The sequence below is a fragment of the Streptomyces mirabilis genome (assembly GCF_039503195.1).
Classification (GTDB): domain Bacteria; phylum Actinomycetota; class Actinomycetes; order Streptomycetales; family Streptomycetaceae; genus Streptomyces; species Streptomyces mirabilis_D.
Map to the genome: position 1 here is coordinate 6,732,400 of NZ_JBCJKP010000001.1, position 22,154 is coordinate 6,754,553.

General features: G+C 69.4%; 15 protein-coding genes, 2 pseudogenes and 1 riboswitch. Of the genes and pseudogenes, 8 read left to right on the plus strand and 9 right to left on the minus strand.

Going from position 1 to position 22,154, the window contains the following annotated elements; translation table 11 throughout:
- Positions 1-131 precede the first annotated feature (131 nt).
- The 4 genes from AAFF41_RS31120 (at position 132) to AAFF41_RS31135 (ending at position 4,675) form a co-directional block, all read left to right on the plus strand.
- A complete protein-coding gene (locus tag AAFF41_RS31120; RefSeq protein WP_060897921.1) occupies positions 132-1,112 on the plus strand; it encodes a tetratricopeptide repeat protein in 981 nt (326 codons plus the stop codon).
- Between the two features lie 150 nt (positions 1,113-1,262).
- A complete protein-coding gene (gene def, locus AAFF41_RS31125; RefSeq protein WP_054228148.1) occupies positions 1,263-1,913 on the plus strand; it encodes a peptide deformylase in 651 nt (216 codons plus the stop codon).
- 309 nt (positions 1,914-2,222) lie between these two features.
- On the plus strand, positions 2,223-3,308 hold the full coding sequence (cyc1, locus tag AAFF41_RS31130) for an epi-isozizaene synthase (protein WP_319746853.1): 1,086 nt from the start codon (positions 2,223-2,225) through the stop codon (positions 3,306-3,308).
- The gene (locus AAFF41_RS31135; RefSeq protein WP_343324978.1) at positions 3,305-4,675 is read left to right on the plus strand and encodes a bifunctional albaflavenone monooxygenase/terpene synthase; all 1,371 of its coding nucleotides are present in this window, start codon (positions 3,305-3,307) and stop codon (positions 4,673-4,675) included. Before cyc1 ends, AAFF41_RS31135 begins: the two co-directional genes overlap by 4 nt.
- Before the next feature lie 47 nt (positions 4,676-4,722).
- Here the strand turns inward: AAFF41_RS31135 and AAFF41_RS31140 are convergent, their stop codons facing one another.
- The 9 genes and pseudogenes from AAFF41_RS31140 to AAFF41_RS31180 form a co-directional block, all read right to left on the minus strand.
- Positions 4,723-5,685, minus strand: a complete 963-nt coding sequence (locus AAFF41_RS31140) for a GlxA family transcriptional regulator (RefSeq protein WP_054228277.1) — start codon at positions 5,683-5,685, stop codon at positions 4,723-4,725.
- A gap of 208 nt (positions 5,686-5,893) precedes the next feature.
- Complete coding sequence (locus AAFF41_RS31145) at positions 5,894-6,352, minus strand: hypothetical protein (protein ID WP_319746431.1); 459 nt, start codon at positions 6,350-6,352, stop codon at positions 5,894-5,896.
- A 99-nt stretch (positions 6,353-6,451) separates the two neighbouring features.
- Positions 6,452-8,530: a putative Ig domain-containing protein gene (locus tag AAFF41_RS31150; RefSeq protein ID WP_319746429.1), complete on the minus strand. Its 2,079-nt coding sequence runs from the start codon at positions 8,528-8,530 to the stop codon at positions 6,452-6,454.
- A 389-nt stretch (positions 8,531-8,919) separates the two neighbouring features.
- The gene (locus AAFF41_RS31155) at positions 8,920-9,933 is read right to left on the minus strand and encodes a ribonucleotide-diphosphate reductase subunit beta (protein WP_054228144.1); all 1,014 of its coding nucleotides are present in this window, start codon (positions 9,931-9,933) and stop codon (positions 8,920-8,922) included.
- Positions 9,933-12,344 (minus strand): ribonucleoside-diphosphate reductase subunit alpha, encoded by a 2,412-nt coding sequence (locus AAFF41_RS31160; protein WP_425526176.1) that lies wholly within the window; start codon positions 12,342-12,344, stop codon positions 9,933-9,935. Before AAFF41_RS31160 ends, AAFF41_RS31155 begins: the two co-directional genes overlap by 1 nt.
- Positions 12,345-12,464: 120 nt before the next feature.
- Positions 12,465-12,603, minus strand: a riboswitch (cobalamin riboswitch).
- Between the two features lie 52 nt (positions 12,604-12,655).
- Complete coding sequence (locus AAFF41_RS31165) at positions 12,656-13,162, minus strand: GNAT family N-acetyltransferase (RefSeq protein ID WP_319746427.1); 507 nt, start codon at positions 13,160-13,162, stop codon at positions 12,656-12,658.
- Between the two features lie 153 nt (positions 13,163-13,315).
- Positions 13,316-14,925: pseudogene (gene mctP, locus AAFF41_RS31170) on the minus strand (monocarboxylate uptake permease MctP).
- Positions 14,922-15,203, minus strand: a complete 282-nt coding sequence (locus AAFF41_RS31175; protein ID WP_319746423.1) for a DUF3311 domain-containing protein — start codon at positions 15,201-15,203, stop codon at positions 14,922-14,924. Before AAFF41_RS31175 ends, mctP begins: the two are co-directional and overlap by 4 nt.
- Before the next feature lie 116 nt (positions 15,204-15,319).
- Complete coding sequence (locus AAFF41_RS31180; RefSeq protein ID WP_054228140.1) at positions 15,320-16,084, minus strand: GntR family transcriptional regulator; 765 nt, start codon at positions 16,082-16,084, stop codon at positions 15,320-15,322.
- 424 nt (positions 16,085-16,508) lie between these two features.
- On the opposite strand from AAFF41_RS31180, the gene AAFF41_RS31185 reads away from it, so the two are divergent.
- The 4 genes and pseudogenes from AAFF41_RS31185 to AAFF41_RS31200 all read left to right on the plus strand — a co-directional run bounded on the left by AAFF41_RS31185 (position 16,509) and on the right by AAFF41_RS31200 (position 22,095).
- A complete protein-coding gene (locus AAFF41_RS31185; protein ID WP_060901328.1) occupies positions 16,509-17,795 on the plus strand; it encodes an extracellular solute-binding protein in 1,287 nt (428 codons plus the stop codon).
- 948 nt (positions 17,796-18,743) lie between these two features.
- Positions 18,744-19,730, plus strand: coding sequence for a carbohydrate ABC transporter permease (locus AAFF41_RS31190; RefSeq protein WP_319746418.1), 987 nt, complete (start codon positions 18,744-18,746; stop codon positions 19,728-19,730).
- Positions 19,727-20,575, plus strand: a complete 849-nt coding sequence (locus tag AAFF41_RS31195; RefSeq protein ID WP_319746416.1) for a carbohydrate ABC transporter permease — start codon at positions 19,727-19,729, stop codon at positions 20,573-20,575. The genes AAFF41_RS31190 and AAFF41_RS31195 overlap by 4 nt, the downstream gene beginning before the upstream one ends.
- Positions 20,576-20,584: 9 nt before the next feature.
- A pseudogene (locus AAFF41_RS31200) lies at positions 20,585-22,095 on the plus strand (glycoside hydrolase family 3 protein).
- The last annotated feature ends 59 nt before the right edge of the window (positions 22,096-22,154 follow it).

The window sequence follows — 22,154 nt, forward strand, 5'->3', positions numbered from 1 at the left end:
CCAACGGTCCGTGGTTGGATGCGAGGAAGAGGGTGTTCGGGGGCACGGGTCGGCCCGGGGCCGCGCTGTCTTCAAGAAACTCTTCAAGGGACCGGCAGGCGGGAAACGCAAGGAACTGGCAGGCGGGAATCGTGAGGATCTTCGGCAAGGGACGGCACCGGCCCTCCGCCTCATGGCGGCAGGCCACCGATCGCGCGTTCACGCTGATCGGCGACGGCCGGTACGAGGACGCGGGAGCGCTGCTGACGCGCGCCGCGGACCTGGAGCCCTGGCTGTCGGAGTCCTGGTTCAACCTGGCCCTGCTGCACAAGTTCCGGCACGACTGGGAGCAGGCGCGGGCCGCGGGCCTCAGGGCCGTCGCACTTCTCGACCGGGAGGCGGGCGCCCCCGACTGGTGGAACGTCGGGATCGCCGCCACCGCTCTGCAGGACTGGCCGCTGGCCCGCCGTGCCTGGCAGGCGTACGGGCTGCGGGTGCCCGGCGGGGCCGCCGTCTCCGGGGAGCCGGTGGGGATGGACCTCGGCAGTGCGGCCGTACGGCTGTCGCCGGAGGGCGAGGCCGAGGTCGTGTGGGGGCGCAGGCTCGATCCGGCCCGGGTGGAGGTCCTGTCCATTCCGCTGCCGTCCTCGGGGCGGCGCTGGGGCGAGGTCGTTCTGCACGACGGTGTGCCGCACGGGGAGCGGACGACGGCCGCCGGGCACGCCTATCCCGTCTTCGACGAGATCGAGCTGTGGGCGCCCTCCCCGGTGCCCACCTGGGTGGTCCTCCTGGAGGCAGCCACCGAGGAGGACCGGGACGCCCTGGAGCAGCTCGCGGCGGACGCCGGCTTCGCCGCGGAGGACTGGTCCTCGTCCGTACGGCTGCTGTGCCGGATGTGTTCCGAGTCGCGGATGCCGTCCGACGAGGGCGACGGTGAGCATCTCGACCCGCACGACCACAGCGAGCCCGGGCATCCGGGGCCGCTCGGTCACCGCACCGACGGGCAGCTGTGGGTGCCGGAGCGGGAGTGCGGGGTGGCTGCGCCGGCTCCGCTGGTCAGGGGGCTGCTGGACGGGTGGGTCGCGGACAGTCCCGACTCCCGGGACTGGCGGGATCTCGAAGAGGTCTGCTGAGTGCTGCGGGTTCACCGCGGGTCGGTGGGGGCTTGTCGCGCCCACGCGGCGGAGCCGCAGATCAACACGGTCCCGCGCCTTCGCGGGATGCCACCCCCGTACCCTGTATGAGCACCACACCCCTGGTTTCGAGGAAGGCGTACGTCGGTCATGGCGCAGCAGGACACCGAGCAGCAGCACTCTGGAGTGCTCCCCGTGGACGACGAGGGCTTCGTCAACGACACCGAGGACGGTGAGGAGCGCGAGGCGGCCTACCGTGAGCGCGGTACCTCGCGGCCGATCACGGTCGTCGGCAACCCGGTGCTGCACAAGGAGTGCAAGGACGTCACCGAGTTCGGGCCCGAGCTCGACCAGCTGGTCGCCGACATGTTCGCCAGCCAGCGCACCGCCGAGGGCGTGGGCCTGGCGGCCAACCAGATCGGCGTCGACCTGAAGGTCTTCGTCTACGACTGCCAGGACGACGAGGGCAAGCGGCACGTCGGTGTCGTCTGCAACCCCGTCCTCGTCGAGCTGCCCGCCGAGCAGCGCCGCCTCGACGACAGCAACGAGGGCTGCCTCTCGGTGCCGACCGCGTACGCGCCGCTGGCCCGCCCCGACTACGCGGAGGTCACCGGGCAGGACGAGAAGGGCAACCCGATCAAGGTGCGCGGTACCGGATACTTCGCGCGCTGCCTCCAGCACGAGACCGATCACCTGTACGGCTACCTCTACATCGACCGGCTCTCCAAGCGCGAGCGCAAGGAAGCCCTGCGGCAGATGGCCGAGAACGAGCCCCGCTACCCGATCGTCGCGAACGACTGAGTCGCGGCAGGACAGTTGGGGTTCGCGCGCACGCGCGGGTCGGCCCGAGCGGCGTCTGGTCAGGGGGAACTCCCTGACCAGGCGCCGTTCGTATGTGCGTCGCACGTTCGATCCCCTGTGCTCCTCAAGTGATCCATATTCAGTCACACAAGGGGAGATTCTCAGCACTGTGAGGTAGTGAGTGGAGTAAATCCGTTCCCAGAACGGTCAGTTGTGGTGCTGAATGGGAAGTGCGGGGATACGCAACGGCGCACGCCCGGCACAGCGGGAGGGGCGCAGCGTCAACTGGCGGCTGAGAGGGGTTTGTTCGTGCATGCATTCTCACACGGCACTTCATCGACACCGACCGTGGTCGCGGTTCCACCGGCGCTCTCTCTCCCGGTGATCGAGTCCGCGTTTCCCCGTCAACTGCACCCGTATTGGCCGAGGCTTCAGGAGAACACACGTTCGTGGCTGAGGGAAAAACGCCTCATGTCGGCGGACAAGGTCGACGAATATGCCGACGGCCTTTGCTATACGGACCTGATGGCGGGCTACTACATTGGCGCTCCCGACGAGGTCCTGCAGGCGATAGCGGACTACAGCGCGTGGTTCTTCGTCTGGGACGACCGTCACGACCGCGATGTCATCCACGCCAGGCCCGGCGCCTGGCGGAGGCTCAGGTTCCAGCTGCACGCGGCTCTGGACTCCCCCAGGGAGCACCTGCACCACCGGGATCCACTGGTCGCGGGGTTCGCGGACAGCATGGTGCGCCTGTACTCGTTCCTGACCAAGAAGTGGAACGCGCGCTTCGCCCGGCATTTCCACGCGGTGATCGAGGCGTACGACCGGGAATTCCGCAACCGGGTCAACGGCACCGTCCCCACGGTCGAGGAATATCTGGAACTGCGGCGGCTCACCTTCGCGCACTGGATCTGGACCGACCTGCTGGAGCCGAGTGCGGGCTGTGAACTTCCCACCGCCGTGCGGAACCATTTCGCATATCGGCGAGCGGCGCTGCTGAGTCAGGAATTCGCCGCGTGGTACAACGACCTCTGCTCGCTCCCGAAAGAAATCGCGGGCGACGAGGTCCACAATCTCGGAATCAGCCTCATTCATCACGAGGGGCTGACACTCGAAGAAGCGGTCCAGGACACCCGGCGGCGGATCGAGGAATGCATCACCGAATTCCTCGACGCGGAAAACGACCTCAACCGGTTCGCCGACACCCTCGCGGACGGCACCGTGCACGGCAAGGAATTGAGTCTCGCCGTGAAAGCGTGCCTCGGCAATATGCGGAACTGGTTCAGCTCCGTGTACTGGTTCCACCACGAGTCCGGCCGGTACACCGTCGACAGCTGGGACGACCGCTCCACACCCCCGTACGTCAACAACGAAGCGGCAGGTGAGTCATGACCGTCGAGTCCGTGAAGCCCGCGCAACCCGCGGCACCGCAGCTGCCCGTCCCACCCCTGGCCGGGGGCGGCGTACCCGTCCTGGGCCACGGCTGGAAACTGGTCCGCGACCCGCTGGGCTTCCTCGCCCGGCTCCGCGACCACGGCGACGTCGTACGGCTCAAGCTGGGCCCCAAGACGGTGTACGCGCTCACCTCGCCGGCCCTCACCGGAGCGATGGCGCTCAGCACCGACTTCAAGATCGACGGACCCCTCTGGGAGTCCCTGGAAGGCCTGCTCGGCAAGGAGGGCGTCGCCACCGCGAACGGGCCGAGGCACCGTCGCCAGCGCCGCACCATCCAGCCCGCGTTCCGGCTCGACGTCATCCCCGAGTACGGACCGATCATGGAGGAGGAGGCGCGTGCGCTCGCCGCGCGCATGGGGTCGGGCGAGCCCGTCGACTGCACCTCCGAGTCGTTCCGCGTCGCCGTGCGCATCGCGGCCCGCTGTCTGCTGCGCGGCGAGTTCATGGACGAGCGCGCCGAACGGCTGAGCGTCGCGCTCGCCACCGTGTTCCGCGGCATGTACCGGCGCATGGTGATCCCGGCGGGCCCGCTCTATCGGCTGCCGCTTCCGGCCAACCGAAAATTCGACCGCGCATTGGCCGATTTGCATCTTCTCGTCGACGAGATCGTCGCCGAGCGCCGCGCATCCGGTCAAAAGCCGGACGATTTGCTGACGGCATTGCTGGAAGCGAAGGACGAGAACGGCGGGCCGATCGGCGAACAGGAGATCCACGACCAAGTCGTAGCGATACTCACGCCCGGCAGCGAAACCGTGGCGTCCACGATCATGTGGCTGCTGCAAGTCCTCACCGAACACCCGGAACACGCCACGCGGGTGGCCGAGGAGGTCAAATCCGTCGTCGGGGACCGGCCCGTCGCATTCGACGACGTCCGGAAGCTGTCGTACACCAACAATGTCGTTGTCGAGTCGATGCGGCTGCGCCCTGCCGTATGGATTTTGACCCGGCGGGCGGTGACCGAAACCGAACTCGGCGGCTATCGGATACCGGCCGGTGCCGACATCGTCTACAGTCCGTTCGCCATCCAGCGTGATCCGCGCTCGTACGACGGGCATCTGGATTTCGACCCCGACCGCTGGCTTCCGGAACGCGCCAAGGACGTCCCGAAGCACGCCATGAGCCCCTTCAGTGTGGGCAACCGGAAGTGCCCGAGCGACCACTTCTCGATGGCGCAGCTCAGCCTGATCACGGCGACGGTGGCGTCCCGGTGGCGGTTCGAGCAGGTCTCCGGGTCCAATGACGCGACCCGCGTCGGCATCACCCTGCGTCCGTACCGGCTGCTGCTGAGGGCCCTGCCGCGGTGACCGCGCGGTGTCGTCCGCGGTGACCCCGTGTCCGTACCGGTGCGCGTTCAGGCAGCCCGCGGGCCCCTGAACGTGCGCCGGTACGCCTGCGGGGTCGTCCCCAGGCTCCGGACGAACTGGTGGCGCAGCGCGGCCGCGGTACCGAAACCGGTGCGGCCCGCGATCGCGTCCATCGTCTCGTCCGACGCCTCCAGCAACTCCTGGGCCAGCAGCACCCTTTGGCGCAGGATCCAGCGGTACGGGGTGGTGCCGGTCTCCTGCTGGAAGCGGCGTGCGAAGGTGCGCGGTGACATGTGGGCGCGGGCAGCGAGCTGCTCGACGGTCACCTCCCGGTCGAGGTGGCGCTCCATCCACACCAGTACCTCGCCGACCGTGTCGCAGGTGGAGCGGGGCAGCGGACGCTCGATGTACTGGGCCTGCCCGCCGTCCCGGTGCGGGGGCACCACCATCCGGCGGGCGATGGCGTTGGCGACCTCGGGGCCTTGTTCCTTGCGGACGATGTGCAGACAGGCGTCGATTCCGGCGGCGGTGCCCGCCGAAGTGATCACCGGGTCCTCGTCCACGTACAGCACGTCCGGTTCCACGATCGCCTTCGGGTACTGCCGGGTGAGCTCCTCGGCGTGGTGCCAGTGCACGGCGCAGCGCCGCCCGTCGAGGAGCCCGGCCGCGCCGAGCACGAAGACACCGGAGCAGACGCTGAGCACCCGGGCGCCCCGGTCCGTGGCGCGGTGCAGGGCGTCGAGCAGTTCGGTCGGATAGGACCGGGACACATAGGAGTTCCCGGCGGGCAGAGCGATGAGGTCGGCGCTCTCCAGTCGCTCCAGGCCGTGCTCCGTGGTCAGCGAGAACCCCGCGTGGGTGCTCAGGGTCGGGCCCTCGGCGGAGGCGACCGCGAAGTCGTAAGTGGGCAGGCCGTCGTCGCTGCGGTCGATGCCGAACACCTCGCAGACGACCCCGAGTTCGAAGGGGTGCACACCGTCGAGCAGGACCGCGGCCACGTTTTTCAGCATGCCCGCCAGTGTGCCTCGTCGGTGGCAGGAAATCGAGGGTGTACGGCAGTCCTGCCACTGACGCCGAAGGGTGAGCGGTACGACAGTGGTGTTCATGAAGACACTCATGGACACCACCGCCGGAATCCTGACGGTCCTCGCGCTCTTCGTGGTCGTGGCCCTGCCCGCGCTGATCGGCGCGGCCCACGAGCGGCGCATCGACCGTCAGCTAGGACTTCGTGACCAGCACCGTGACCGTCCACTCCTGAATGCCCTTGCACGACACCTTGCCCGGGGCGGTCGCGCAGAGCGGCCGGGACGAGGTGAGGTGGGCGGTTCCCGCCGAGACCGCCTTGAAGGCGGAGCTCGCGTCGCCCGCCTGGAGGACGATGCCGCTGTTGGTGGCCTCTAGCCCGGTGCCGCTGACCTTGACGGGTGTCCAGGGCCGACTGGGGGTGCCGTCCAGGGTGAGGCGGAGTACGCCGCCGGCCGTGAGGCAGTACGTGTGGCCGGTGTCGGCGGCGCCGAGTTCCGCGGGAGCCGTGTCGCAGCTCGGGTGGCTCGTCGTGGGGGACGGCGACACGGAGCGGCTGCCGCCCGCGTCACCGCCGCCCTGTGTGCCGCAGCCCGCGAGGAGCAGTGTCAGGGCCGTGAGGGCGAGGATCCGATGGTGGGTCGTACGGCGCATGGGGTGGCACCTCCTTGTCGCTTGGACGTGCCACCCCCGCATCAGGATCCACACAGGGACACAGGGCCCTGGCCGCGACGCCGGCCAGGGCCCCACTGGTCAGCTGGTCGTGACGGCGGTGTCGTCGACGACGAAGCTGGTCTGGAGCGAGGAGTCCTCGACCCCGCTGAACTTCAGGGTGACGGTGGACCCGGCGAACGAGGACAGGTCGAAGGTCTTCTGGGCGTAGCCGGAGGCGGCGTTGAGGTTCGAGTACGTCGCCAGGGTGGTCGATCCGGCGGTGACCGTCAGCTTGTCGTACTGGCTGCCCGTGGTGGTCTCCGCGGTGTCGATGTGCAGGTAGAAGGTGAAGCTGGCCTTGCAACCGGACGGGATCGTCACCGACTGGGAGAGCGTGTCGGTGTGCGTCGAGCCGTAGCCGTCCAGCCACGCCTTGTACGAACCGGCGTGCGCGGCCTCACTGCTGGAGTTGGTGATCACGCCGCTGCTGGCACTCCAGGTCGTGTTGCCCGACTCGAAGCCCGGGTTGCCGAGCAGCTGCGCCGAGGTGCAGGTGCCGCCGGAGGTGCTGACGGTCCAGGTGAAGGAGGCGGAGCCGGAGGCGCCCGTGCTGTCGGAGGCGGAGACGGTGACGCTGTACGTACCGGCCGTGCTCGCGGTGCCGGAGATCAGACCGGTGGAGCTGCTGATCGAAAGACCGGTCGGCAGACCGCTCGCGCTGTAGGTGAGGGTCGCGCCCGCGCTGTCGCTCGCCGAGATCTGCAGGCTGACCGAACCGCCGGTGGTGGTGGACTGGCTGCCCGGGTTGGTGACGGTCACCGTGTTGCCGGTGCTGGTACCCGAGGCGAAGGCGGTGGTGCCGTTCGGGGTGCCCCAGCCGGTCGGGCCGTCGTACCCGGTGGCCGCGGTGCAGAAGTACGAGGGCGAGCAGGAGCCGTTGTTGCCGCTGGTCACGTCGTACAGGTTCGAGGTGTGGGAGTACGGGTACTTCGCCGGATAGTCGCTGGAGCCCGGGGTGCCCGCGAGGGCGTACACACCCGCGATGATCGGCGAGGAGGCGCTCGTACCGCCGTAGACCGCCCAGCCGGAGCCGCCGTAGGTGTCGTAGACGGCCACGCCGGTGGCGGGGTCGGCGACCGCGGAGACGTCGGCCTCCATGCGCTTGGAGCAGCCGGTGTCGGTCTGCCAGCTCGGCTTCGGGTCGTAGGCGGAGCAGCCGGAGCCCGTGCCCTCGGTGCTGCTGGTCTTCCACACGGACTCGGTCCAGCCGCGGCTGTTGGAGCTGGTGGACAGCGCGGTGCCGCCGACGGCCGTCACGTACTGGGACGTGGCCGGGTACTCGGCACCGTAGGCGGAGTCACCGGAGGAGACGGTGATGGCGACGCCCGGGTGCTTGAAGTACGAGGTGTCCTCGCTGGTCTGCGAGGAGGACTCGGAGCCGCCCCAGCTGTTGGAGACGAACTTCGCGCCCAGCGCCACGGCCTCGTTCTCGGCGGTGCCGAGGTCGGAGTCGGTGGCCGAGTTGGCCTCGACGAGGACGATGTTGCAGTTCGGGCAGACCGCGCTGACCATGTCGATGTCGAGCGCTTCCTCACCCGCCCAGCCGGTGTCGTTGGTCGGCAGGGAGCTGGTCGAGCCGGTCTGGCTGACCTGCTTGAAGCAGCCGTTGGCCTTGGTGCAGGCCGACAGGCCGAACTGCGAACGGTAGGTCGCGAGGTCCGACTCCGCGTTGGGGTCGTTGTACGCGTCGACCACGGCGACGGTCAGGCCGGAGCCGCCGGTGGAGGGCAGGTGGTAGGCGCTGTGCAGGTTGGCCGGGCTCAGACCGGACACCGCGGCGGCGGCGTTCGGCGAGATCGCTGCGGCCAGCTTCTGCTTGATGTCGGTGCGGCGCTGCGCGAAACAGGTCGCGTGTCCGGCCGTCGGGGCGCCGCACAGGTGCGTGGTCGGCACCTTCTGGCCCGCCTTGCCCGTGGAGTGCACGGCCTGCGCGCCCGGGGCGGTCAGGGCCTTCGCGTTCTGGGCGGTCCGGGAGGGCTTGGCGGTGGTCGGCGCCGGCTGCGCGTTCGCGGCCGGGGCGGCCATGAGTCCGGCGACCGTGAGGGCGAGGGCGGGCGCGGCGGCGGTCAGAAGTCTTCGCAGTCGCCGGGCCGGCCTGCTGGGGGGTGTCTCACGCATGGGTGCTGCCTCCATTGGTTTGAGGCGGGTGCCGTGGGGGCCGGGGTAGGGCCGCGCACGGCTCCACAGCCGGAAGTGGGGGTTCTCGGCGTTGCGTGGCAGGCCCGTGACGCGCGTAGCGTGAGAGAAGTGCGGATGTGCCATGGGCATGCCAAACTGCTCGCCCTGTCGTGCCGCTGTACGTGACATGTCAGGACGGGCAGAACCTAGCCGGGGCCAATGACGCCGGATAGCCACGCCCGAAGAACTTTGCCGCCCCATAGGGGGTCCATGGACGGTGCATGGACGGCCCATGGACGAGACGCGGTGATGCCGGGCCGCGACATGCGGCCCGGCATCACCGGTGTCGTACCGTCAGAAGTCCTCGTACCGCCGGACGTTCCCGTCCGTCAGAAGTCCTCGTCGAAGCCGACCGAGCCCTCCACCGCCACCTGGTACGCCGAGGGGCGGCGCTCGAAGAAGTTGGTCAGCTCCTGGACGCCCTGGAGCTCCATGAAGGAGAAGGGGTTCTCGGAGCCGTACACCGGGGCGAAGCCGAGGCGCTGGAGACGCTGGTCGGCCACGCACTCCAGGTACTGGCGCATCGAGTCGGTGTTCATGCCCGGCAGACCCTCACCGCACAGGTCGCGCGCGAACTGCAGCTCGGCCTCGACGGCCTCCCTCAGCATGTCGGTGACCTGCTGCTGGAGCTGGTCGTCGAAGAGCTCCGGCTCCTCCTTGCGCACGGTGTCCACCACCTCGAAGGCGAAGGACATGTGCATCGTCTCGTCGCGGAACACCCAGTTGGTGCCGGTGGCGAGACCGTGCAGCAGACCCCGGCTGCGGAACCAGTAGACGTACGCGAAGGCGCCGTAGAAGAAGAGGCCCTCGATGCACGCGGCGAAGCAGATGAGGTTGAGCAGGAAGCGACGCCGGTCCGCCTTGGTCTCCAGACGGTCCAGCTTCTCCACCGAGTCCATCCACTTGAAGCAGAACTCGGCCTTCTCGCGGATCGAGGGGATGCTCTCGACGGCGTCGAAGGCCGCGGCGCGGTCCTCCGGGTCGGGAAGGTAGGTGTCCAGCAGGGTCAGATAGAACTGGACGTGGACCGCTTCCTCGAACAGCTGCCTGGAGAGATACAGGCGCGCCTCGGGGGAGTTGATGTGCTTGTAGAGGGTCAGCACGAGGTTGTTCGACACGATCGAGTCGCCCGTCGCGAAGAACGCGACCAGCCGGCCGATCATGTGCTGCTCGCCCTGCGAGAGCTTCGCCAGGTCGGCCACGTCCGAGTGGAGGTCGACCTCCTCCACGGTCCAGGTGTTCTTGATGGCGTCCCGGTAGCGCTCGTAGAAATCGGGGTAGCGCATGGGGCGGAGCGTGAGTTCGAAGCCCGGGTCGAGCAGGTTCTTTTCGGTGGAGCTCATTACTGGCAGGCCTCGCAGGACTCGGGGTTCTCAAGGGAGCAGGCGACGGCGTCCTCGTCGGGGATCGCCTGCACGGGGATGGTCTTCTCGGGCTGGGCCTGCGCCTGGGCGGCACGGGCGATACGGGTCGCCGGGCGCGAGCGCAGGTAGTACGTCGTCTTCAGACCCGACTTCCAGGCGTACGCGTACATCGAGGAGAGCTTGCCGATGGTCGGCGTCTCCAGGAAGAGGTTCAGGGACTGCGCCTGGTCCAGGAACGGGGTGCGGGCGGCGGCCATGTCGATCAGGCCACGCTGCGGGATCTCCCAGGCCGTGCGGTACAGGTCGCGGACGTCCTGCGGCACCCAGGTGAAGCCCTGCACCGAACCGTTGGACTCGCGCAGCGCCTCGCGGGTCTGCGCGTCCCACACGCCGAGCTTCTTCAGCTCGTCCACCAGGTAGGAGTTGACCTGGAGGAACTCACCGGAGAGCGTCTCGCGCTTGAACAGGTTGGACACCTGGGGCTCGATGCACTCGTACACGCCCGCGATGGACGCGATGGTGGCGGTGGGGGCGATGGCGAGGAGGAGGGAGTTGCGCATGCCGACCGCGGCGATACGTTCCCGCAGTGCCGCCCAGCGCTCCGGCCAGGTCAGCTCCACGCCGTAGTGGTCGGGGTGCAGGACGCCACGGGCCGTACGGGTCTTCTCCCAGGCCGGGAGCGGGCCGCTGCGCTCCGCGAGGTCGGCCGAGGCCTCGTACGCGGCGAGCATGATCCGCTCGGCGATCCGGGTGGAGAGGGCCTTGGCCTGCGGGGAGTCGAAGGGGACGCGCAGCTTGAAGAAGACGTCCTGCAGGCCCATCGTGCCGAGGCCGACGGGCCGCCACTTCGCGTTCGACCGGCCGGCCTGCTCGGTCGGGTAGAAGTTGATGTCGACGACACGGTCGAGGAAGGTGACGGCGGTACGGACCGTCTCGTCCAGCCGCTCCCAGTCGATGTCCCCGTCGACCACGAAGGCGCCGAGGTTGACCGAGCCGAGGTTGCAGACCGCCGTCTCCCCGTCGTCCGTGACCTCCAGGATCTCGGTGCAGAGGTTCGAGGAGTGGACGGTGTGGCCCGGCTCCGCCGTCTGGTTGGCGGTGCGGTTGGCGGCGTCCTTGAAGGTCATCCAGCCGTTGCCGGTCTGCGCGAGGGTGCGCATCATGCGGCCGTAGAGGTCACGGGCCGGGATGGTTTTCTTGGCGAGGCCGGCCGCCTCCGCCCTGCGGTACGCCGCGTCGAACTCGTCGCCCCACAGGTCGACCAGCTCGGGCACGTCGGAGGGAGAGAAGAGGGACCACTGCCCGTCGGTGTCGACCCGGCGCATGAACTCGTCCGGGATCCAGTGCGCGAGGTTCAGGTTGTGCGTACGGCGGGCGTCCTCACCGGTGTTGTCGCGCAGCTCCAGGAACTCCTCGATGTCGGAGTGCCAGGTCTCCAGGTAGACCGCGGCCGCGCCCTTGCGCCGGCCGCCCTGGTTCACCGCGGCGACCGAGGCGTCGAGGGTCTTCAGGAACGGGACGATCCCGTTGGAGTGCCCGTTCGTACCGCGGATCAGCGAACCGCGCGAACGGATCCGGGAGTACGAAAGACCGATGCCCCCCGCGTGCTTCGAGAGGCGGGCCACCTGGTGGTAGCGGTCGTAGATGGAGTCCAGCTCGTCCAGCGGGGAGTCGAGGAGGTAGCAGGACGACATCTGCGGGTGCCGCGTACCGGAGTTGAACAGCGTGGGGGAGGAGGGGAGGTAGTCGAGGCGGCTCATGAGCCCGTAGAGCGCCGCGACCTCGTCCAGGGCGCGGTTCGTGTCGTCCTCGGCCAGGCCCGACGCCACGCGCAGCATGAAGTGCTGGGGCGTCTCGATGACCTTGCGGGTGATCGGGTGCCGGAGCAGATAGCGGCTGTGCAGGGTGCGCAGGCCGAAGTAGCCGAAGCGGTCGTCGCCTTCGGTGTCGATCAGCGCGTCCAGCCGGGCCGTGTGCAGCCGGACGAACTCCGCCGTGCGGTCGGCGATCAGGCCCTCGCGGTGACCCGCGGCGATCGACCCGGAGAAGGACGTGACGCCCTGCGAGGCGGCCTCCGCCGCGATGCTGATCGTCAGCAGCCTGGCCGCCAGTCGGGAGTAGACGGGGTCCTCGGAGATGAGGCCCGCGGCCGCCTCGGTGGCCAGTTCGCGCAGCTCCGTGTCGTCCGCGTGCGCGGACCGGCCGCGCAGCGCGGCGGCGGCGACCCGGCCGGGGTCGGCGTCGGGGAGGTCGGCGGTGAGGTCGGTCAGGGTACGCAGCAGCGTGGTACCGGGACCGTCCGTCTCCACCGGGGCCTGCTTCCGCTGCTGCTCCTGCTTCTGCTGTGCGAAAGCGGTAGCTGAAGCCGGATCGGCTGGCGCGATGGTCACTTGGGGCTCTCCCTCGCTCGGCACGGGGCCTGGCGGAGGGCAGGGCAGCTCACGAGCGCACGCGGCGTCGCGTCCACCGGCCCATTCCGCGAGGCCCGGACGTCATGCACCCGGGCCGGATGGCCGGGCGCGCTGTCGGCAGGTCCTCGGACTGACGCGAGTACGTGGGCGCGGGTGTGCGAACACGTACAAGTACACCGTTGCGGGACAGTTCCGGATTTGCACCGGATTCCCCTGCGGCGACAGCGAGCATGAGCATACATCTTGTGCCGGGCTGAGGTGACACCCCCACATGTTGTGTCGTGCCGGTGTCAGAGTGTCAACTCATAGGTGAGGAGAGTGATGTCGTCGAGGTCCGGGAGCGGGTTCCAGTCGCGGTCGGGGGTGCGGGTGAAGCCGAGGCGTTCGTAGATGCGGTGGGCGGGGCGCATGGTGCGCTGGGTGGAGAGCACGACGCGTACGCAGCCGGGGGTCGCGCGTGCGTGGTCGACGCAGGCGCGGACGAGGGTCTCGCCGACGCCTCGGCCGCGGGACTCGTGTGCGACGGCGAGCATCCGGATCTCGGCTTCGCCGGGGCGGGCTATGTCGGCCATGGGGCCGCCGCGCGGTACGAAGGTCACGGCGCCGAGGACGTGGTCGTGGTCCACGGCGACGAGGACCTCCGCGGCGGTGGCCCGTTTCGCCACGTCTCGCAGTTCGCCGAGGTACTCGTCGCTTTCCCCGAAGTCGAGCAGGCCGTCGCCGAGGTAGGCCTGTGCGGTGATCTCGCCGATGCGGTCGTATTCGTGGGGGTGGGCGTGTCGGATGCGGATGTCCATGCCGGTGAGTGTGCAACAGGGTGCGGGAACGGGCCGCCGGATTTATGTCCGACGGCCCGTGGGGGTTGATTGGCGCGGTTCTTCGGCTGCGGGCGGGTGGGGGGTGATCGCAGCCGACGCGCAAACCGGGGGTCTGGGGGCGGACCCCCGGGGTCAGTGGGTGGAACCGGCCGTGGCCGGGGAAGCTCCGTCTCGACGCCCGGATCGCCCGCGTCCGCCGTGTAGTCCTCCGGAGACGTCTCGTCGACGCCGTCCGGCGCGTTGAAGGCGCGGAGGGCGAAGGTGAGGACGACGCTGACCACGACGTTCAGGACGAAGGCCGTCAGACCGATGTAGCCGATCTCCCCGATGCCCGGGATCTCCTTCGAGCTGCCGCCGAAGTGCTTCTGGGTGGGAGAGGCGACCCCGTACGCGGCGAACGTGCCGTACAGCATGCCCACCGCCCAGCCCCCGAGCAGCGCCCAGCGGTGGAACCAGCGGGTGAACAGGCCACCGACCAGCGCCGGGAAGGTCTGGAGGATCCAGATGCCGCCCAGAAGCTGGAAGTTGATCGCGACGGTCTTGTCCATCGTCAGGACGAAGACCAGCGCGCCCACCTTCACGAGGAGCGACACCAGCTTGGAGACCCTGGTCTCCTGCTGCGGGGTCGCGTCCGGCTTGATGAAGTCCTTGTAGATGTTGCGGGTGAAGAGGTTCGCGGCCGCGATGGACATGATGGCCGCCGGGACGAGCGCTCCGATGCCGATCGCCGCGAAGGCCACTCCCGCGAACCAGTCCGGGAACATGTTCTCGAAGAGCTGGGGTATGGCGAGCTGGCCGTTGGTGACCTTGACCCCGGCCGCGATCGCCATGAAACCGAGCAGGGCGAGCAGCCCCAGCATCAGGGAGTAGAGCGGGAGGATCGTGGTGTTGCGGCGGATCACCTCACGGCTGCGGCTGGAGAGCGTCGCCGTGATCGAGTGCGGGTACATGAACAGCGCGAGCGCCGATCCGAGCGCGAGCGTGGCGTACGTCCACTGGCCCGCTTCGGCGGGCACGAGCCCGCCCGCCCCCGCCGCCGTGTACTTGTCGCTCGCCGCCTTGAAGATCTCGTCGAACCCGCCCAGTTTGATCGGGATGTAGATGATGGCCACCGCGATCACGATGTAGATCAGGGTGTCCTTCACGAACGCGATCAGGGCGGGGGCCCGCAGCCCCGAGGAGTAGGTGTACGCGGCCAGTACGCCGAACGCGATGAGGAGCGGAAGGTCCTTCACGAACCAGTTCGTGTTCTCGCCGCCGCCCACGCCCATCACGTCCAGGACGGCCTGGATGCCGACCAGCTGGAGTGCGATGTACGGCATGGTCGCGAGGATGCCGGTCACGGCCACGGCGAGGGACAGGCCCTTCGAACCGAAGCGCCCGCGCACGAAGTCCGAGGTCGTCACGTACCCGTGCTTGTGGGAGACCGACCACAGGCGGGGGAGGAACATGAAGATCAGCGGGTAGACGAGGATCGTGTACGGAACGGCGAAGAAGCCGGCCGCGCCCGCCGCGTAGATCGCCGCCGGTACGGCGACGAAGGTGTACGCCGTGTAGAGGTCGCCGCCGAGCAGGAACCAGGTGACCCAGGTGCCGAACGACCGTCCGCCCAGGCCCCATTCGTCGAGGCTGTGCTCGTCGTCCGCCCTGCGCCAGCGTGCGGCCAGGAAGCCCATGACCGTGACGGCCAGGAAGAAGAAGATGAAGACGCCGAGCGCGACGCCGTTCACGCCGTCCTTCATTTCGCCGCACCCCCGCCCTGGGACGCGCGGGCGCGCTGGTCACGCTGCCACAGCTGGTACGCGGTCACGGTGAGCGCCGTGGACACGAGCACCCACAGCATCTGGTACCAGTAGAAGAACGGGATGCCGATGAACGCCGGGTCGGTCTTGGCGTAGGAGCCGACCCACAGCATCGCCACGAACGGGGCTATCAGGCACAGGGTGATGACCACCCGGATCGGTGTCACCACCGGCGGTTCGACCTTCGGCGCGTCTGGCACGTCCGACACGTCTGACATACGGCGACTCCGTCCCCTCGCTGTTCACCTGTGCAATGCGCAGGCAATCTAGGCGACGGCGTCAGCCAAGCGGAACCCCTCGTCCGTATCTCGGTCCGGGCAACGCGGCAGGTGCGCTACTCCTGCGGGCGCTTGAGCCGTGCCACGAACTTGTACCGGTCGCCCCGGTACACCGACCGCACCCACTCCACCGGCTCGCCCTGCCGGTCCAGCGAGTGCCGGGAGAGCATCAGCATGGGCAGGCCGACGTCGGTGCCGAGCAGGCCGGCCTCGCGCGGGGTGGCCAGCGAGGTCTCGATGGTCTCCTCGGCCTCGGCGAGATGGACGTCGTACACCTCGGCGAGCGCGGTGTAGAGGGACGTGTACTTCACCAGGCTGCGGCGCAGGGCGGGGAAGCGCTTCGCGGAGAGGTGGGTCGTCTCGATGGCCATCGGCTCGCCGCTCGCGAGGCGCAGCCGCTCGATGCGCAGCACCCGGCCGCCGGCCGAGATGTCGAGCAGCTCGGCGAGGGTGTCGTCGGCGGTGATGTAGCCGATGTCCAGGAGCTGCGAGGTGGGTTCAAGGCCCTGGGCGCGCATGTCCTCGGTGTACGAGGTGAGCTGGAGCGCCTGGGAGACCTTGGGCTTCGCGACGAACGTGCCCTTGCCCTGGATGCGTTCGAGGCGGCCCTCGACGACCAGTTCCTGGAGGGCCTGGCGCACGGTCGTGCGCGAGGTGTCGAACTCGGCGGCGAGGGTGCGCTCGGGCGGTACGGGCGTGCCGGGTGGCAGTGTCTCCGTCATGTCGAGCAGGTGCTTCTTGAGGCGGTAGTACTTGGGCACGCGCGCGGTACGGATGGGGGCCCCACCCTCGTTCTCCGCACTGCTGACGTCGGTGCTCATGCTCTGCCTTCCCGGCTCCGGGTGCCGAAGCGACCGACATCCCGTCGGCCACGGCTCACATCGTGGCACGGCTTCGTGTGCGAGTGTCCCCCGCACGCTCCGTGATCCCCTCTATATACCGTCGGCGTACCCGTTGGTCTAGTCCATAGTGTGGACTCGGGTCGACCGGGAGGCATGTGGGGCCGGTGAACGGCCCCGCCGTTTATGCCACTTACCTACTTAAAGGTCCTTGCATATGTAGGTCCCATAACGGACGACCAGTCGGGCTTACACACCCTTGACACCCCTCCAGGTCTAGGCCAAGCTCCCCGTACTGGTCTACACCATTGGTCCAGTCCCAGTCCCACGGGCAGTACTCGGCAGCGCTTCGGCATGTGTCACCGCGGTGGGCAGGGGGGTTTATGGCATCCCTGAGGAGGGTGGCGTGAAGCGGAAGCTGGCAGCCGCGATCGGTATCGCGGGCATGATGGTCTCCATCGCGGCGTGCGGGAGCAGCGACAACAAGTCCGGGGGGTCGGACAAGGGCGCGGACGCGAAGGCACTGACCGTCTGGCTCACGGTGGACGCGCAGAACAACTGGCCCGAGCTGGTCAAGGCCGCCGACGCGGCGGTGCAGAAGGCGCACCCCGGCGTCAAGATCAACCACGAGTACTACGGCTGGCCGGACAAGAACACCAAGCTCGACGCGGTCCTCGCCACCGACAAGGCGCCCGACGTGGTCGAGATGGGCAACACCGAGATGCTCGGCTACATGGTCAAGGGCGCCTTCGCTCCCATCGACGCGTCGAAGCTCGACAACTCGGCCGCGTGGCTGGACGGCCTGAAGGCCTCCGTCACCTACGACGGCAAGACCTACGGCGTGCCGTACTACGCCGGTGGCCGCGTCGGCAACTGGCGCAAGGACGTGGCGGCTTCGGTCGGTGTCAAGACGCCCCCGAAGACGTACACGGAACTCATCTCCGACCTGGACAAGATCCAGAAGAAGGAGGGGAGCAAGTTCAGCGCCTGGTACCAGCCGACGCGCGACTGGTACGCCGCGATGTCCTTCGTCTACGACGCCGGCGGCTCCATCGCCAAGGAGGACGGCGGCCAGTGGAAGGCCAACCTGTCGTCTCCGGAGTCCATCAAGGGGCTCAACGACTGGAAGACCATCGTCGACAAGTACATGCACGGCGACAAGACCAAGGACGAGTCCGACCGTTACATCGTCTACGGCCAGGGCAAGTCCGCCATGATCTTCGGCGCCGCGTGGGAGGGTGCGACCTCCGAGGACCCGAAGAACGACAAGACCGGCAAGCTCAAGGGCAACCTCGAGAACTTCGTGATGCCCGGCCCGTCCGGCAAGAACATCCCCGTCTTCCTCGGCGGTTCCGACCTCGCCGTCCCGGTGAAGTCCAAGGCGCAGGCGCTCGCCGCCGAGTGGATCAACGCCTTCACGGGCTCCGCCGGTCAGAAGGGTCTGATGGCCAAGGGCAACCTGCCCAACAACAAGACCGACCTCGCCACCCTCAAGAACGACCCGGCGACCGTGGTTCCGGCCACCGCGGCCGAGTCCAACTGGTTCGTGCCGATGGCTCCCGGCTGGGGCCAGGTCGAGAAGGCCCAGGTCCTGCAGACCATGCTGCAGAACATCGGCACCGGCAAGAAGTCGGTCGAGGCCGCCGCGAAGGATGCGGACGCCGCGATCGACAAGGTCATCAACACCAAGTGACGTGAGCGCGGGGCGTGGTGGGACCCCGGGGCGTGTCCGGGGCTTCACCCGGGGTGCGCCCAGGGTCCGCCCCGGGGGGCGTCCGGGGTGTGCCTCTGGGGGTACGTCCGAGTACGTCGGGGCGATCCCGGGACGTTCCAGGGATGTTCCTGGGCACGCCTGCCGGGGTCCTCTTCGGGCCCGGGTTCCAGCCGCTTCCCGCACGACGCGCGGGACCCGGCGACGTACGACCGCGCGGGGCCCCCGCCGCGTACGACCGTGCGAGGGCGGGCCGGGTGGGTCCGGCCGGTCCACGACCCGGGCGGCCCCCGACCGGAACCGACCGCACCGGGTTCGGACCACGCACGACCCGCCCCTGACTCGGACCGAACTGGACCGACCAGGGCGGGGCAGGACCGGCCGGGCCGCCTCGCGCACGACCGAGAGCCCGCCCCGGCGAGCGCCCCGCGTACGACCGCGGGGGCCCGCCCCCATGCATGACCTGCGCGGGCTCGGCCCGCGTACGACCGCGGGGGTCCGCCCCCGTGCACGACGTGCGGGGTTGGGGCCGCGTACGACCGAGAGGGTCGGCCCCGGTGGACGACCTGCTCGGGGCTCGGGCCGTGCACGACCGTGCGGGGTTCGAACTGCGCACGACCGTGCGGGGCTCGGACTGTGCACCACCGTGCGGGGTTCGGGGCGTGTGCGTCCCGGGCGGCTTTCGCCCGGATGCGACCGCACCGGGTCCTGGACCCTGTACGACCGCGAAGGTCCGCCCCGTGTGGGATCGCGAGGGTCCGCCCCCGCGCAGACCGTGCGGAGCCGGGCCGCGTACGACCGTGCGAGGCGCCGGCCGCGCACGGCCCGGGCGTGTTTCGCCTGTGTTCGACCGTGTGGGGCCTGCCCCGCGTACGACCCCGTGCGGGGCTTCGACCACGTACGACCTGAGGGACCGCTGAGGAGCGCGCGATGAGTGCCGCAGACACGACCACCCCCGCCAAGGTGCCGCCGCCGCGGCAGGCACCGCCACCGGCCGTCCCCAAGGCGCCACGCAGAAGGCGGACCTCGGGCGGAGGGGCGGTCCCCTGGGCCCTGCTCGCGCCCTGTCTGCTGATCCTCGCGCTGGTCATGGGCTATCCCCTGGTCCGCCTGGTCACCCTCTCCTTCCAGAAGTTCGGACAGTCCCAGCTGTGGGGCTTCCAGCCGGCCGAGTCGGTCGGCTTCGACAACTTCGGCGAGGTGCTGGGCGACAGCGAGTTCTGGACGGTCGTCGTCCGCACGATCGTCTTCGCCGTCGGGTCCGTCGTCTTCACCATGGTCATCGGCATGCTGATCGCGCTGCTCCTCCAGCGTGTCTCGGGCTGGGTGAAGACGCTGATCAACATCGCGCTGGTGGCCAGCTGGGGCATGCCCATCATCGTGGCCACCACCGTCTTCAAGTGGCTCTTCGACTCCGACTACGGCGTCTTCAACGCGCTGCTGAGCAAGCTGCCGGGCGTCGACATGATCGGCCACAACTGGTTCGCCAGCGGTCCCCAGGGACTGGCCGTGATCATGCTCCTGGTGGTGTGGGGCGCGGTGCCCTTCGTCGTCATCACGCTCAGCGCGGGGCTGACCCAGGTGCCGAGCGAACTGGAGGAGGCGGCCCGGCTGGACGGTGCCGGCGCCTGGGGTGTCTTCCGTTACGTCACGCTCCCGTTCCTCAAGCCCATCGTCGTGATGCTCACGACGCTCTCCGTCATCTGGGACATGGGCGTCTTCCCGCAGGTCTTCGTGATGCGGGGCGGCCACCCGGAGGCGGAGTTCCAACTGCTCACCACGTACTCCTACGACCGCGCCTTCGTCGTCAACGACTACGCGCAGGGGTCGGCGATCGCCCTGCTGACCGTGCTGTTGCTGCTGGGCGTGGTCGCCGTGTACATGCGTCAGATGCTGCAGATCGGAGAGGTCGAATGAGCACCCTCGCCACGGCGGGCCGGCGCCGGGGGAAGTCCAAGCTCGGCTGGAACCTCCTCGGCCTCCTCGTCTTCGTCACCGCGGGCTTCCCCGTCTACTGGATGCTGAACACGGCGTTCAAGCCGGCGAAGGACGCCATCGACCCGGACCCGAGCCTGTTGCCCACGGGGCTCACGCTCGACAACTTCCGTCGCGCGCTGGACATCGCGGACTTCTGGGGCCCCGTCGGCCGCAGCCTGATCGTCTCCCTGTCGGTCGTCGTGATCGGCGTCGTGGTGGGGATGCTGGCCGCGCTGGCCATCTCCCGCTTCGCCTTCCGCGGCCGCAAGATCGTGATCGTCGGCATCCTCGCGGTCCAGATGATCCCGCTGGTCGCCATGATCATCCCGGTCTTCCTGCTGCTCAACGACCTGAATCAGTACGACAAGCTCACCGGCCTGATCATCACGTACCTGACCTTCATCCTCCCCTTCACGGTGTGGACGCTGCGCGGCTTCATCGTCAACATCCCGAAGGAGCTGGAGGAGGCGGCCATGGTCGACGGCTGCTCGCGCACCGGAGCCTTCATACGGGTGGTCTTCCCGCTGCTCGCGCCCGGCATGGTCGCCACGTCCGTGTACGCGTTCATCCAGGCCTGGAACGAGTACATCTACGCCCTGATGCTCATGAGCCAGGAGCACCAGACCGCCACCGTCTGGCTCGGCAACTTCACCACCAAGCACGGCACCGAGTACGCCCCGATGATGGCCGGCGCCACGATGATGGCCGTGCCGATCGTCGTGCTCTTCCTCATCGTCCAGCGCAAGATGGCCGCGGGGCTGACCGCGGGCGCCGTGAAGGGATAACGCCACCCGATGACGACACTCGCCAGTGGTACGACCGCGTCCTCTTCCGGCCGGAACGGCTTGGCACGCGACGCGCTCACCGTCCTCCAGCCCGGCTTCACCGGAACCACCGCCCCCGACTGGCTGCTGCGCCGCCTCGGCGAAGGGCTCGCCGCCGTCGGCCTGTTCGGCCGGAACATCGCCTCTCCCGAACAGCTCGCGGCCCTGACCGCCCAGTTGCGCGCGGAGCGCGACGACGTCCTGGTCGCCATCGACGAGGAGGGCGGCGACGTCACCCGCCTCGAGGTCCGCGCCGGCTCCTCCTACCCCGGCAACCACGCGCTGGGCGCGGTCGACGACGTGGAGCTGACGCGCGAGGTGGCCTCGGCACTCGGCCACCGCCTCGCGGCCTGCGGGGTGAACCTGAACTGGGCCCCCTCCGCGGACGTGAACTCCAATCCCGACAACCCGGTCATCGGCGTACGGTCCTTCGGCGCCGACACCGACCTGGTGGCCCGGCACACCGCCGCCTACGTCACCGGGCTCCAGTCCGCGGGCGTCGCGGCCTGCACCAAGCACTTCCCCGGCCACGGCGACACGGCGGTCGACTCGCACCACGCGCTGCCGCGCATCGACGCCGACCTCTCGGTCATCGAGGCCCGCGAACTCGCCCCGTTCCGCGCCGCGATCGCCGCGGGCACACGCGCCGTGATGAGCGCGCACATCCTGGTCCCGGCGCTGGACCCGGACCGCCCGGCCACCCTCTCCCGCCGCATCCTCACCGGCCTGCTCCGCGAGGAACTCGGCTACGACGGCCTCATCGTGACCGACGGCATGGAGATGCAGGCCATCGCCGGGACGTACGGCATCGAGCGGGGCAGCGTCCTCGCCATCGCGGCCGGCGCGGACGCGATCTGCGTGGGCGGCGGGCTCGCGGACGACGAGACGGTACGGCGCCTGCGCGACGCCCTTGTCACGGCGGTGCGCACCGGTGAACTCCCCGAGGAGCGCCTCGCGGACGCGGCGGAGCGGGTACGGGCGCTGGCCGGTTGGACGGCGGCGGCCTCCGCGGCTCCGCCCGCCGCCGAGCGGGAGCCGGCCGACGTGGGGCTCGTCGCCGCCCGGCGCGCACTGGCGGTGACACGCGCGCCGTCGTACGAGCCGGTGGGCGCGGCGCCGTTCGTCGCCGCCTTCACCCCCGTGGCGAACATCGCCGTCGGGGACGAGACCCCCTGGGGCGTGGCCGCGGAACTGGCCAGGCTGCTGCCCGGCACGGAGACGGGCAGCTTCGCGGGGAGGGGGCGGCGACGGCGGCCCTGGCCGCCGCGGGCAGCCGCCGCGTCGTCGCCGTCGTCCGCGACGAACACCGCCACCCCTGGATGGCGGCCGCCCTGGACACGCTGTTGAGGGAACGCCCCGACACGATCGTGGTCGAGATGGGCGTCCCCCAGGCCCCGCCCCGGGGCGCCCTCCACATCGCCACGCACGGCGCGGCGAGGGTGTGCGGCCGGGCGGCGGCGGAGGTCATCGCGGGGGAGTGACGGCCCGCGAGGAGGAGCACGCAGGACAAGAAGAAGGAAGGTGCCGGACCCCAGGGGCC